Here is a 13,352-nt window from a genome sequence, read left to right as displayed (position 1 = left end):
GGCAGGCGAACAGCGGGCGCGGGCGAAGTCGTAGTCGGCGACCGGGGTTAGCCGCCCGCCGATTTCCGTGCTCGCGTAGCCCAGCAGGCTGAGGCGGGAGATGCGCAGCCGCAGCGGTCCGCCGGGCGTGAAGCGCGCCAGCCGGGTCCGGACGTCAGCCAGCGGCCACGCGCCGCCATACAGCCCCACGGTGACGTGCGGCCGGTAATCCGCATGCGCCAGTGCCTCCGGGGCGAGGCGGAGGCAGGCATGCAGGCGCCCGATGTGCCCGTCGCGGTCATCCACGGCGAGATACGGTGCCGAGGTGAAGCCGTCCAGCGCACCGATTCCGATGTCGAAGGCAGCGGGCCGCAGCCTGTTCAGGGCATCGATCTGGGCGTGCAGCAGGCTGGCGCCGAAATCGTCGGTGTGCAGCGGGGCTATGCTGGGAAAGCCGCACAGGCTGACAGTGATGTGCGGCTGGCGCACATAATCGTCCAGCAAGAGCCCGGACAGGTGATGCTGCGCGGCTTCCATGCGCTGGCGCACCGGCGCCAGGTCGACATCCAGCGCCCATAGCAGGTAATGCGGACGGCCGAGATGCCATTCGTGAAAGTCCCGGCGGGCGTTGCGGATCGTCGTCGCCGGCGATGGCGGCATGTCGTGCGTGAAGGGCATCGGGCGGAGGAAGGTGCTTTGCTGAGGGGCTGTTGTGAGCCGTGGCTGAGAGGCCCGGCCGCTGGAGCTTGGCGTCTGGCATCGGCCGCGGGTACTGCGCATGGTTCCATACCAGCCCGGTAGCAACAAGCCACAGCCGGGCGCCTGCCGGGCGAGGGCAGGCTGGCACGGCCGAGGGCCGAGGCGCGGGCGCTCGTCAGGGTTCATGGTCGTGGTGCGCAGGCGTCGGCCGGTGCTTGCCGCTCGAGTGCGCGCGCGGTGTCGTGCAGATCGATGAAGGCTTCCGAGGTGATCTGCAAGCTCCGGTCGTCCAAGACCTCCGCCAGTGTCTTGCCGTGCTCCCGGCCATGGCGCGCCAGGGTTCGGGCGCGCGCCCAGAGCAGCGTGCGGATGTCGGCCTCGTACAGGCGCAGAATGGCCGACACCCAGCGGTTGACCAGGTAGGAGGGGCGGTCCAGGTGCACGTCGAAGCGGCCGAGCAGTTCGCCGGCACGCTCGGCTTCGATGAAGTCGTCGCCGGTCATCCACCGGTTGACGGTGAACAGGCGGTAGGCCTTGCCGGCGGCATCCACGCCGATGCCCGCCAGATGATGGATGGGGCCATCCTTGCCTTGGGGACGGACGAAGCAATGGAAGTGCCCGTGCTCGCGCTCGTCGCGGGCCGGCAGATGGCAGTGGTAGTACCACAGTGAGCCGCTTTCGGGATCGAACACGTCGTCCGCCGGGTAATGCGTCCAGCCTTCGACGGCCCCGCCGTGGCCGAGCGTGGTCAGCAGCACGTTGCTGGCGGATTTGGCCAGCACGTGTTCGCAGAACTGCGCCTCGCGGGCGGCCTGCAGGCGCCGGGCAAAGACGTCGGGCGTAGGCGCTTCGGCCATCGGTGGGGCGTGGTGCTAGATGGCGCCGCAGATCGCGTAGTCCTCGTCGTCCTGGCCGGCGGATTCCGTGGCTGGTGCGCGGGCGCTTGCGGCTTCGGGGATTTCGGCAGGGGCGTCCGCTTGGCAGGCCGCGATCCCGGCGACCGTCATGGCCAGCACGGCGGAACCGAAGAGGAGCGTATTGCGGGATTTCATGTTTCTTCTTGCGTCGATCCAGACTGAACAGGAAGGCATTCGGTGGCCGCCGAGGTGCCCCCGGCGCGAGCGCAGCGGCCAGAGGACGCCCCGGGGACTGTGGCAATACTGCTCATTTGCTCTTCCAGCCCTCGAACTTGCCGGTGAAGAAGTCGATGTTCTTGTAGCCGAGCAGACTGAGGGCCGTGTAGGTGTGGGTGAGCTGGTAGCCGCCGCGCGCGTAGATGATCACGCGCTTGTCCGGCGTCACGCCCGCGGCCTTGTAGATCTTGTCCAGCTCGGCGGCGGATTTCAGCGTGCGGTCGGCATTCAGCGTGGTGTCCCAGAACACGTTCACCGAGTTGGGGATGTGGCCCCAGTCGTAGTCGGCCGGCGCGCGCACGTCGACGATCACGGCTTTCTTGTCGTCGGTGGCCTTCTTCAGTTCGTCGATGTTGATGAACTGCGGTACGCCGCTCTTGCTGCCCGCGGTGGTTTGTGTCCCCGTGACGTCGAAGGTGTAGTTGTCGTAGGCGACGGACTGCCCGGCCTTCGGGTCGCGGCTCCATTCGTCCCAGCTGGCGTCGTAGAAGGCCACGTTCCGGTAGCCCTGGTTGCGCAGCGCCAGGTAGTTGTTGGCCGCGTAAACGCCGCTGCCGCAGTAGGAGACGATCTCGTCGTCCGGGTTGATCTGCTTGTCGGCGAGCACCTGGGTCAGCGCGGACTGCGGCTTGAGCGTGCGCTCGGCGGTCAGCAGCTTCGGCGCCGGCAGGTTCTTCGCGCCGGGGATGTGGCCGTCCAGATAGGCTTCCTCGTCGCGGCCATCGATGATGGTCACGCCGGCCTTGCCCACCTTGCCTTCGACGAATTTCTTGTCGACACGGATTTCCTTCTTCTGGCTCAGCTTGAAGGCGCTCGGCTGCGGCGTGACGGCTTCGGTGGAGAGCTTTTCCTTCCACGCGCCGACACCGCCGTCGAGCACGTGTACCTTCTTGAAGCCGGCGTAATCGAACACCACGTAGGCGCGGCCGGGCAGCGCGCTGTTCTCGTAGATCACCAGGGTATCGTCATAGCTCAGGCCGGCGGCGGCGAGTTCGCGCTCGATCACCTCGTCGCTGGCGAACTCGTTGCGCACGCCGTCCACTTCGCGTTGGTTGAACTTGATCCACGGCAGATTGATGGCGCCGGGGATGTGGCCGGCGGCGTAATCCTTGGCGGGGCGCAGGTCGATGATCTTGGCGCCGGAGGCGGCCAGCTTCTTCGCCTGATCGGCGGAGATGATGATGTTGCCTTGCTGCGCGGCTTGCGCCGCGGCGGGGGCGGCAGCCACGGCCGCGCCGGTGTAGGCGGTGATGGCCAGGGCCGGCAGGCTCACGGCGAGCAGGACGGCGCGCAGGGATTTTTTCAGGGGGAATCTCGGGGACATTTTCGCTTCCTTTTATTGTGATGGACGGTCCGGGCAGGGGATGCGGCGGCATGCCGGACGTGCTTCCAAGGGCGAAAATGTAAAACCTGAGGCGGTCACACCAAACGACGAATTACCGATATCTATATCACTTTCGTTTTATTTTTCCGTTGGGCATATTTCAACTGGATGCCCCGGCAAGCGGCGCGCCCCCGGCAAGCGCCGGGGGCGGTCGGGCCACCGCGCGTTTCAGGCGCCGCGCAGCGCCCGGGCGTGATGCGCGACGTGCTCGCCGATGAAGCTGGCGATGAAGTAGTAGCTGTGGTCGTAGCCGGGGTGCAGGCGCAGGTCCAGCGGATGTCCGGCGGCCTCGGCGGCGGCCTGGAGCAGTTGCGGGCGCAACTGGTTCACGAGGAATTCGTCGCCTTCGCCCTGGTCGATCAGCAACGGCAGCTTCTCCGGGGCCGATTTCACCAGTTCGGTGGCGTCCCAGGCCTTCCAGCTTGCGCGGTCTTCGCCCAGATAGGCGGTGAACGCCTTTTCGCCCCAGGACACCTGCGTGGGCGCGACGATGGGGGAGAAGGCCGAGACGCTGCGGTAGCGCCCCGGGTTCTTCAGCGCGATGGTGAGCGCGCCGTGGCCGCCCATGGAGTGCCCGCTGATGGCGCGCGCGGCGCTGGCCGGGAGGTTCGCCTCGATCAGCGCCGGCAGCTCTTCCACGATGTAGTCGTACATGCGGTAGTGCCGCGCCCAGGGTTCTTGCGTGGCGTTGAGGTAGAAACCCGCGCCCTGACCCAGGTCGTAGCCTTCGGCATCGGCCACCGCGTCGCCGCGCGGGCTGGTGTCCGGCGCGACGAGGATGATGCCGTGCTCGGCGGCGTAGCGTTGCGCGCCGGCCTTGGTGATGAAGTTCTGCTCGGTGCAGGTCAGGCCGGACAGCCAGTACAGCACCGGCAGCCTTTCCTTTTCCGCCTGCGGCGGCAGGTACACGGCGAAGTTCATCGTGCAGCCCAGCACCTTTGATTCGTGCCGGTACACGTCCTGCCAGCCGCCGAAGCAGGCGCGGTGTTCGATGCGTTCCATCCCCGCCTCCTCAGTAATGCACCACCGAGCGGATGGACTTGCCCTCGTGCATCAGCTCGAAGGCGGTGTTGATGTCGTCCAGCGGCATGGTGTGGGTGACGAAGGGGGCCAGCTCGATGTCGCCCTTCATCGCGTCCTCGACCATGCCCGGCAGCTGGCTGCGGCCCTTGACGCCGCCGAAGGCGGTGCCCATCCATTTGCGCCCGGTGACCAGCTGGAACGGCCGCGTGGAGATTTCCTGCCCCGCGCCGGCCACGCCGATGATCACGCTCTGGCCCCAGCCGCGGTGGGCGCATTCCAGCGCCGCGCGCATCACGTTGACGTTGCCGATGCACTCGAAGCTGTGGTCCACGCCCCAGCCGGTCATGTCCACGATGACCTGCTGGATGGGCTTGTCGTGGTCCTTGGGATTCACGCAGTCGGTGGCGCCGAACTGCCTGGCCAGGTCGAACTTGGACGGATTGGTGTCGACGGCGATGATGCGTCCGGCCTTGGCCTGGCGCGCGCCCTGGATCACCGCCAGGCCGATGCCGCCGAGGCCGAACACCGCCACGCTGTCGCCTTCCTGCACCTTGGCGGTGTTATGCACCGCGCCGATGCCGGTGGTCACGCCGCAGCCGAGCAGGCAGACGTGCTCCGGGTTGGCGTCCGGGTTGACCTTGGCCAGCGACACCTCGGCCACCACGGTGTATTCGGAAAAGGTCGAGCAGCCCATGTAATGGTAGATCGGCTGGCCCTGGTAGGAGAAGCGCGTGGTGCCGTCCGGCATCACGCCCTTGCCCTGGGTGGCGCGCACCGAGACGCACAGGTTGGTCTTGCCGGACTTGCAGAACAGGCATTCGCCGCATTCGGCAGTGTACAGCGGGATGACGTGGTCGCCCGGCTTGACGCTGGTCACACCCTCGCCGACTTGCACCACGATGCCGGCGCCTTCGTGGCCGAGCACGGCGGGGAAGATGCCTTCCGGGTCGTCGCCGGAGAGGGTGAAGGCGTCGGTGTGGCAGATGCCGGTGTGGGTGATCTTCACCAGTACCTCGCCGGCCTTGGGCGGGGCAACGTCGATCTCGACGATCTTCAGCGGTTCTCCGGGTGCGAAAGCGACGGCGGCGCGGGATTTGATGGTCATGGCTGCAGGGCTCCTGTCGTTCTTGTGCGCGGCCCGGCCTCGGGGCCGGGCTATTGGACCTTGAAGTATTCCAAGACCGATTGATCCAATGAATGAATAGTTTTTGATTTCAGAATTCCAGATTATGGAATAATTAAAGGCTTCGCTTCACGCTGGAACGACACGATGCAGAACCGCCTGGAAATGCTCAGGATTTTTTGCTCCGCCGCCGAGACGCGCAACTTCAAGGAAGCGGCGACCCGGCTCGGCGTATCGCCGCAAGCGGTGACACGGGCGGTGAAGGAGCTCGAAAGCCATGTCGGCGAGTTGCTGTTCCACCGCAATACCCGCCATACCCGGATCACGGAGTTCGGCGAGCAACTGGCCGCGCGCGCGCGCCTCGGCGTGCAGGGGGTGGACGAGATCTTCCGCAAGAGCGTCAAGGAACAGGACGACAGCCTGTCCGGGCTGGTGCGCATCACGGCGCCGAGAGCGCTGCAGCGCGACTGGCTGACGCCGGTCCTGGGCGAGCTGTGCGCCCGGCACCCGGGGCTGCAGCTGGACCTGCGCCTGTCGGACCAGTTCGTCGATGTCGTGGATGAGCAGATCGACATCGGCGTCCGGCTCGGCTTCATGCGCGACAGCCGTTTCGTGGCCCGCGCGGTGGCGCAGGTGCCCTTCCATGTCGTCGGGGCGCCGGAACTGATCACGCGCGTCGGCGTGCCGCACACGCTGCAGGAGCTGGCGGAGCGGCCGACCACCGTCGTCATCGACCCCAACACCGGCAAGCCCTGGGTCTGGTTCCTGGCGCGCGGCCAGCAATGGCTGCCGCGCACGCCGGCCTTCGCCACCGACGATACGCGCGCCGAAGCCGATGCCGTGGTGGCGGGCATCGGCTTCGGGCAACTGGCGGCGCCGCTGGCCCGGCCCCATCTGCGGGCGGGGCGCCTGGTCGAAGTGCTGCCCGAGCTGCGCCCCGAGCCCTGGGGGCTGTCCGTCTATCGCCCCCAGCGCGGGCCGGTCGCGGCGCGGATCAGGCTGGTGTTCGACCGCCTCGTCGAGCATTTCTCCGGCGAGGCGGCGTCGCTGCTGCGCGCCTGAGCGGCACCGGCTGGATGGCGCCGGCTGGATGGAGTCAGGCGAGCGGCTTCGCCTTCTTCGCGCTGTACCACAGGCTCGCCACGACGGCGATGGCCAGGATCACCGCGACGACGCCGAGCGAGACTAGCACCGGGATCTTGATCCATTCGACGATCAGCATCTTGGTGCCGATGAACACCAGGATCGTCGCGAGGCCGTACTTGAGCAGCTCGAAGCGGTCGCCGAGGTCGGCGAGCAGGAAGTACATCGCGCGCAGGCCGAGGATGGCGAACAGGTTCGAGGTCAGCACGATGAAGGGGTCGGTGGTGATCGCGAAGATGGCCGGGATGCTGTCGACCGCGAAGATCACGTCCGAGATCTCGACCAGCACCAGCGCGAGGAACAGCGGGGTGATCATGCGCACGCCGTCGCGCATGACGAAGAAGCGCTCGCCTTCGAGGCCCTCGGTGACCGGGTAGTGGTTGCGGATCCAGCGGACGAAGGGGTTCTTCTCCAGGTCCGGATCATGCTCTGCGAACCACACCATCTTGACGCCGGTGATCACCAGGAAGGCACCGAACACGTACAGCAGCCAGTGGAATTCGGCGATCAGCCAACTGCCGGCGAAGATCATGATCGTGCGCAGCACGATCGCGCCGACGATGCCGTACAGCAGCACGCGGCGCTGCAGCTCCAGCGGCACAGCGAAGAAGCTGAAGATCATCATCCAGACGAAAACGTTGTCGACCGCCAGCGATTTCTCGACCAGGTAGCCGGTGACGAAGGCGAGCGCCTTGTCGTTGGCGATGGCGCGGCCCATCGTTCCGTCGAGATACCACCACAGCCCGGCCGCGAACAGCAGCGACACCGTCACCCACGCCAGCGACCAGCCGGCCGCTTCCTTCAGCGACACCCGGTGCTGCTTGCCGCCGCCGAAGGCGAACAGGTCCACCAGCAGCATCACCAACACGATGGCGGCAAACGCCGCCCACATCCACCACGTACCGATCGATTCCATCGCGTGCTCCGCACAAAACAAAAAAGGCCCGTTCCCTAAGGACACAGGCCTGGCGTGTGTTCGACGCGCACGGACCTTGCCCTTGGGCAAGGTCTCGCTTGCAACGAATCGATGTTCCGATGATCCGGTTGCCCGCAGCACCGGGAGCGTGTCTGGCGACAGGCTGCCGTGATGACGATGTTGCGGCTTGAGAAGCTACTCCCCTTGAAGGCCGCGAGTGTATGCGAGGCGGGGCAAATGTCAACTCTCGCCCGGGGATGCGCGCCTGGCCTTCAGCGATACCACTTCGCGAGTTGGGCGGCGGCCGGCCCGAACTCCGCGCCGACCGAATCCTGGTTGTCCGCGGCCCAGGCCACGGCGCGCTCGGCGTTGTCGATGCGCCGGTCGAGCAGATGCCCGTCGGAGGCGAGCGTCTCCGCCGCCTGGGAGAAGGCGCGGGCGACATTATGCAGCGTCTGCAGCGCAGCATCCCGCCCACCGCGCAACGCGGCGCCGAAAGCCTTTTCGTCGAGCTGCAACTGGCCGTCGGACGTGAAACCCACGCCCATGTCGGTCAGCCCGAGGGCGAATCCGCCGTTGCCCGCGCCGTGGAAGATCGAGCCGACTTCCCGGCGCAGCGAAAAGCGCGCGACCTCGCCGGCCTGGTTGTCGTCGAGCAGGGCGCCGTCCTCGAAATAGGGATCGAACTCCGTGTCCCACTGGTTGTAGCGTGCGATGAAGCCTTCGAGCGCGGTCCTGATCTCGCCGTCTGTACTGGCGGCCGTGAGCTGCTGCAGCCCATCGCCGGCGCTGCCCAGTTCGGCCAGTCGGCTGCGCAGGCGCGTCAGCACCGTGGCCTCGTCGCCGATCGCCTCGACGCGTGCGTTGTAGCGCTGCAGAAAGGCGTTGTTGCTCGATTCGAGCTGGGCAAGCACCGACTGCATCCGTGCCGATGTGTCGCCCGGCAGCGCGCCGGCCATGCCAGCGCCCGAGCTACCCGACAGGCGCGCGCTCTGGAGCTTCAGCAGTGTCTCGAACAGGCCGGCCTGGCCGGTGCTTGTGGCGCCGCTGCTGGCATCGCTGCGCATCAGCAGGGCGAGAGCGTTGAGACGGAAGGCGGCGAGGTCGATGTCCATGCGCGTCTCACAGGGAAAGTGTGGCTCCAGTCTAGCAGCTTCGCCGCATCTGTCTCGCCGCAGCAGATGCTGAAAATCTCAAATAGCAGGCAGGTGCATCAGCACCCTCCCGAGTCCCATTCCCACTGCCCGGGAAGCGAGTTGGCTGGCGTTTCTCCGTAGGCAGATGATCATCTTTCCAGCCAGTTCTCTACCTTGAGGCCACAGATGCGACGGAATTCGCGCGTGTTGTCCGTCACCAGTGTGAGGCCAAGCGCATGAGCGTGCGCGGCGATCAGCAGATCGTTCATGCCGATGGGCTGGCCTGCCGCTTCCAACTCGGCACGGATGTTGCCATATTCAGCGTCAGCGGGAATATCCAGCGGCAGCACCGGGATCGTTTCAAGGATGCCTCCCACCCTGGCAAGCAGTTTGGGCGAGCTCTTCTTTGCGTAGCCATAGTGCAACTCGGCGGCGACGATGATGCTGGTGAAAATCTTCTGTGGCCCGGCCTGTTCGATGCGACGCGCGGCAGGTCCATCCGGGTTGCGGATCAGGTCGCTGAGGATGTTCGTGTCCAGCAGATAGCCGCTCAAAACATGTCCTCCGGCCGGGCGGGCATGTCCTCGATGGCCGGGAACTGATCTTCTGGCCCAAGGGGGGCTTCTTTCCTCCACTCCGCCAGCAGTTCGACGATGTTCGTTGGCCGAGTCACTGGCTCGATGATGAGTTTGCTGCCTTCGCGGTGAATCAGCACACGATCCCCCGGCAACTCGAATTCCACAGGAATCCGCACCGCTTGGCTGCGGTTGTTGCGGAACAGCTTGGCTTCCTTGGGTCTGGATGGCTTCGATAGGGTAGGCATGGCATTGCTTCTCAATGTATATGCCAAAATGTATATACAAGACTGCGCTGCGTCAAGCCATGAAAAAGGCCAGTATCCTCGGCACCGCAGTGCGCCGGATTACTGGCCTTGAAGCACCGCGCCCGCCATCGACGGCCACAGTGCGTACAGATTTGGCTCCCCGACCTGGGCTCGAACCAGGGACCTACGGATTAACAGTCCGGCGCTCTACCGACTGAGCTATCGGGGAATTGAAACTTGTAGTGAAACTCGGTGTTTGCTGCTGCCTGTCGTTTTCTGGAAAACGGCAGGTTCTGAAACTTTGGCTCCCCGACCTGGGCTCGAACCAGGGACCTACGGATTAACAGTCCGGCGCTCTACCGACTGAGCTATCGGGGAACAGAGGCGCGCATTATAGGAATGGCGCCATGGAGCGTCAAGGCGGGGCGGCGATTTTTTGTGCGTTCACCGCCTCGCCTCGATCCTTGCTCAGCCCTTGACGACCTGGGCGATGGCCTTGGCGACGTAGCCGATGTTCTTCGAGTTCAGCGCGGCCAGGCAGATGCGGCCGGTCGACACGGCGTAGATGCCGAAATCGGCCTTCAGCTTCTCGACCTGGCCGGCGGTCAGGCCGGTGTAGGAGAACATGCCGCGCTGCTTGATGACGAAAGAGAAATCCTGGGCCACGCCTTCGGCCTTCAACTGCTCGACCAGGCTGGTGCGCATGGCGCGGATGCGGTCGCGCATGCCGGCCAGTTCGTCTTCCCACTGCTGGCGCAGCTCGGGCGAGTTGAGCACCGCGGCGACGATGGCGCCGCCGTGGATCGGCGGGTTGGAGTAGTTGGTGCGGATCACGCGCTTGACCTGCGACAACACGCGGCCGGCCTCTTCCTTGCTGGCGGTGACGATCGACAGCGCGCCGACGCGCTCGCCGTACAGCGAGAAGCTCTTGGAGAACGAGCTGGAGACGAAGAACTGCAGGCCACTGGCCGAGAACGCGCGCACGGCCACGGCGTCGGCGTCGATGCCGTCGGCGAAGCCCTGGTAGGCCATGTCGAGGAAGGGCACCAGGCCGCGGTTGCGGCACGCGGCGACGACTTCGTCCCACTGGGCGTCGGACAGGTCGGCGCCGGTGGGGTTGTGGCAGCAGGCGTGCAGCACGATGATCGAGCCGGCGGGCGCGGCTTCGAGGCTGGCCTTCATGCCGGCGAAGTTCACGCCGCGGGTGGCGGCGTCGTAGTAGGCGTAGGTTTGCACCGGGAAGCCGGCCGACTCGAACAGCGCGCGGTGGTTTTCCCAGCTCGGGTCGGAGATGTAGACGCTGGCGCCGGGCAGCAGGCGCTTCAGGTAGTCGGCGCCGACCTTCAGCGCGCCGGTGCCGCCGAGCGCTTCGACGGTGACGACCTGGCCGCTGGTGGCCAGCTCGGAGCCTTTGCCGAACAGCAGGTTCTGCACCGCGCCGTTGTAGGCGGCGGGGCCTTCGATGGGCTGGTAGCCGCGCGGCGGCATGGCTTCGAGGCGGGTCTTCTCGGCTGCGCGCACCGCCCCCAGCAGCGGGATCTTGCCGTTGTCGTCGTAATACACGCCGACGCCGAGGTTGACCTTCTCGGCGCGGGTGTCGGCGGCGAAGGCCTCGTTCAGGCCAAGGATCGGGTCACGGGGCGCCATCTCGACGGCGGCGAAGATCGAAGCGGACATGAGAGAACTCCAGTCGTTCCAGTAGTGCGGCAATGAACTCGCGCAGCAAGAACGGCGATGTGCCGTGCCTTGAGGCGCGATTTGGGAAATAATCGGCGTTTTCGTCCGGCGCACCGTCCTTGGTGCACCGCACACGCAAGGCGAAATATTAGCATGACGAGTCAAGGCAATAGCGCAGGACAAGGCGGCCCGGAAGCCCACGCAACGGGTGTCCCGGTACTGAGCTTCGAGGGCAGCCCGTTTCGCCTCCACCAGCCGTTTCCGCCCGCCGGCGACCAGCCCGAGGCGATCCGCCTGCTGTGCGAAGGGGTCGAGGACGGGCTGATGTACCAGACCCTGCTGGGCGTGACCGGCTCGGGCAAGACCTACACCATGGCCAACGTCATCGCCCGCATGGGCCGGCCGGCGCTGGTGCTGGCGCCGAACAAGACGCTGGCGGCGCAGTTGTACGCCGAATTCAAGGAGTTCCTACCCGAAAACGCGGTGGAGTACTTCGTCAGCTACTACGACTACTACCAGCCCGAAGCCTACGTGCCGTCGCGCGACCTGTTCATCGAGAAGGATTCGTCGATCAACGAGCACATCGAGCAGATGCGGCTGTCGGCGACCAAGAGCCTGATGGAGCGCCGCGACGTCGTCATCGTCGCCACGGTGTCGTGCATCTACGGTATCGGCGACCCGGTCGACTACCACGCCATGATCCTGCACCTGCGCGAAGGCGAACGCATGGCGCACCGCGACCTGATCCAGCGCCTGGTGGCGATGCAATACACCCGCGCCGACATCGATTTCCGCCGCGGCACCTTCCGCGTGCGCGGCGACGTCATCGACGTGTTCCCGGCGGAAAACGCCGAACTGGCGGTGCGCATCGACATGTTCGACGACGAGATCGAGCACCTGACGCTGTTCGACCCGCTCACCGGCCATCTCAAGCACAAGCTGGCGCGCTTCACCGTGTATCCGTCCAGCCACTACGTGACGCCGCGCGCCACCGTGCTGAAGGCGGTCGAGGCGATCAAGGAGGAGCTGCGCGAGCGTATCGCCTTCTTCCAGCGCGAAGGCAAGCTGGTGGAGGCGCAGCGCATCGAGCAGCGCACCCGCTTCGACCTCGAGATGCTCAACGAGATGGGCTTCTGCAAGGGCATCGAAAACTACTCGCGCCACCTGTCCGGGCGCGCGCCGGGCGAGCCGCCGCCGACGCTGATCGACTACCTGCCGTCCGATGCGCTGTTGTTCGTCGACGAGTCGCACGTCGCCATCGGCCAGGTCGGCGGCATGTACAAGGGCGACCGCTCACGCAAGGAAAACCTGGTCGGCTACGGCTTCCGCCTGCCGTCGGCGCTGGACAACCGGCCGCTGAAGTTCGACGAGTTCGAACGCCTGATGCCGCAGACCGTGTTCGTGTCGGCGACCCCGGCGAAGTACGAGGAGGAGCACCAGGGCCAGGTGGTGGAGCAGGTGGTGCGCCCCACCGGGCTGATCGACCCGCAGGTCGACGTGCGCCCGGCGATGACGCAGGTCGACGACCTGCTGTCCGAGATCAAGAAGCGGCTCGCGGTCAACGAGCGCGTGCTCGTCACCGTGCTGACCAAGCGCATGGCCGAGGACCTGACCGACTACCTGGCCGACAACGGCATCCGTGTGCGCTACCTGCATTCGGACATCGACACCGTGGAGCGGGTCGAGATCATCCGCGACCTGCGCCTGGGCGAGTTCGACGTGCTGGTGGGCATCAACCTGCTGCGCGAAGGCCTGGACATTCCCGAGGTATCGCTGGTGGCGATCCTGGATGCCGACAAGGAAGGCTTCCTGCGTTCCGAGCGCTCGCTGATCCAGACCATCGGCCGCGCCGCGCGCCACCTGCACGGTACCGCCATCCTCTACGCCGACCGCATGACCGACTCGATGAAGGCGGCGATCGGCGAGACCGAGCGCCGCCGCCAGAAGCAGGTCGCCTTCAACGAGGCGAATGGCATCGTGCCCAAGTCGGTGACCAAGCGCATCAAGGACATCATCGACGGCGTCTACGATTCGGATGGCGCCAGCCGCGACGCCGCGCGCGTGGCCGAGAAGGGAGCCGACTACGCGGCGATGGACGAAAAGGCGCTGGCGAGGGCGATCAAGCGCCTCGAGAAGGACATGCAGGAGCATGCCCGCAACCTCGAGTTCGAAAAGGCCGCCGCGGCGCGCGACGAGCTTTTCCGGCTGCGCGAGCGCGCCTTCGGCGCCGACCGCCACGATGGCGGATGAGATGTGATGGCGCCGGCCGCACGCGGCCGGCCGGGCCGGCGGGGGTCAGCGGGCGCCGGTCCGCGG

Annotated in this window: 13 protein-coding genes and 2 tRNA genes; 2 read left to right on the top strand and 13 right to left on the bottom strand. The window is 66.1% G+C overall.

All coding sequences use genetic code 11. From position 1 onward, the window contains the following. From C666_RS16510 to C666_RS16485, 6 genes are all read right to left on the bottom strand, one after another. Positions 1-657 (bottom strand): 2'-5' RNA ligase family protein (locus C666_RS16510; protein ID WP_004343825.1); only part of this gene is annotated, 657 nt, incomplete at its 3' end. A gap of 203 nt (positions 658-860) precedes the next feature. Then, on the bottom strand, positions 861-1,535 hold the full coding sequence (locus C666_RS16505; protein ID WP_004343823.1) for a DUF6969 family protein: 675 nt from the start codon (positions 1,533-1,535) through the stop codon (positions 861-863). A 15-nt stretch (positions 1,536-1,550) separates the two neighbouring features. Further along, positions 1,551-1,730 carry a hypothetical protein gene (locus tag C666_RS16500; RefSeq protein WP_028791973.1) on the bottom strand — a complete coding sequence of 60 codons (180 nt, stop codon included), beginning with the start codon at positions 1,728-1,730 and terminating at the stop codon, positions 1,551-1,553. 112 nt (positions 1,731-1,842) lie between these two features. Next, a complete protein-coding gene (locus C666_RS16495; protein WP_004343822.1) occupies positions 1,843-3,135 on the bottom strand; it encodes a sulfurtransferase in 1,293 nt (430 codons plus the stop codon). Between the two features lie 228 nt (positions 3,136-3,363). Then, entirely contained in the window at positions 3,364-4,197 is an 834-nt protein-coding gene (gene fghA / locus C666_RS16490; RefSeq protein ID WP_004343821.1) for an S-formylglutathione hydrolase, read from the bottom strand. 10 nt (positions 4,198-4,207) lie between these two features. Next, positions 4,208-5,317, bottom strand: coding sequence for an S-(hydroxymethyl)glutathione dehydrogenase/class III alcohol dehydrogenase (locus C666_RS16485; RefSeq protein ID WP_028791972.1), 1,110 nt, complete (start codon positions 5,315-5,317; stop codon positions 4,208-4,210). Positions 5,318-5,488: 171 nt separating this feature from the next. Between C666_RS16485 and C666_RS16480 the strand changes: the two genes are divergently transcribed. Continuing rightward, entirely contained in the window at positions 5,489-6,403 is a 915-nt protein-coding gene (locus C666_RS16480; RefSeq protein ID WP_004343818.1) for a LysR family transcriptional regulator, read from the top strand. 34 nt (positions 6,404-6,437) lie between these two features. Here the strand turns inward: C666_RS16480 and C666_RS16475 are convergent, their stop codons facing one another. The 7 genes from C666_RS16475 to C666_RS16445 all read right to left on the bottom strand — a co-directional run bounded on the left by C666_RS16475 (position 6,438) and on the right by C666_RS16445 (position 11,036). After that, a complete protein-coding gene (locus C666_RS16475) occupies positions 6,438-7,400 on the bottom strand; it encodes a TerC family protein (RefSeq protein ID WP_004343815.1) in 963 nt (320 codons plus the stop codon). A 272-nt stretch (positions 7,401-7,672) separates the two neighbouring features. Continuing rightward, on the bottom strand, positions 7,673-8,515 hold the full coding sequence (locus C666_RS16470) for a hypothetical protein (protein ID WP_004343814.1): 843 nt from the start codon (positions 8,513-8,515) through the stop codon (positions 7,673-7,675). A 170-nt stretch (positions 8,516-8,685) separates the two neighbouring features. Further along, positions 8,686-9,090: a type II toxin-antitoxin system VapC family toxin gene (locus C666_RS16465; RefSeq protein WP_004343813.1), complete on the bottom strand. Its 405-nt coding sequence runs from the start codon at positions 9,088-9,090 to the stop codon at positions 8,686-8,688. Then, on the bottom strand, positions 9,087-9,359 hold the full coding sequence (locus C666_RS16460) for an AbrB/MazE/SpoVT family DNA-binding domain-containing protein (protein ID WP_004343811.1): 273 nt from the start codon (positions 9,357-9,359) through the stop codon (positions 9,087-9,089). The genes C666_RS16465 and C666_RS16460 overlap by 4 nt, the downstream gene beginning before the upstream one ends. 153 nt (positions 9,360-9,512) lie before the next feature. After that, positions 9,513-9,588: transfer RNA gene (locus C666_RS16455), tRNA-Asn, on the bottom strand. Between the two features lie 73 nt (positions 9,589-9,661). After that, a tRNA-Asn gene (locus C666_RS16450) sits at positions 9,662-9,737 on the bottom strand. Between the two features lie 90 nt (positions 9,738-9,827). Further along, complete coding sequence (locus tag C666_RS16445; RefSeq protein ID WP_004343810.1) at positions 9,828-11,036, bottom strand: amino acid aminotransferase; 1,209 nt, start codon at positions 11,034-11,036, stop codon at positions 9,828-9,830. Positions 11,037-11,189: 153 nt separating this feature from the next. Here C666_RS16445 and uvrB point away from each other — a divergent pair, with 153 nt between their 5' ends. Next, entirely contained in the window at positions 11,190-13,286 is a 2,097-nt protein-coding gene (gene uvrB, locus C666_RS16440) for an excinuclease ABC subunit UvrB (protein ID WP_004343808.1), read from the top strand. The last annotated feature ends 66 nt before the right edge of the window (positions 13,287-13,352 follow it).

The organism is Thauera linaloolentis 47Lol = DSM 12138, assembly GCF_000310205.1.
Classification (GTDB): Bacteria; Pseudomonadota; Gammaproteobacteria; order Burkholderiales; family Rhodocyclaceae; genus Thauera; species Thauera linaloolentis.
Note: the sequence above shows the minus strand (reverse complement) of the source record. Positions and strands in the feature narration are given on the sequence as shown.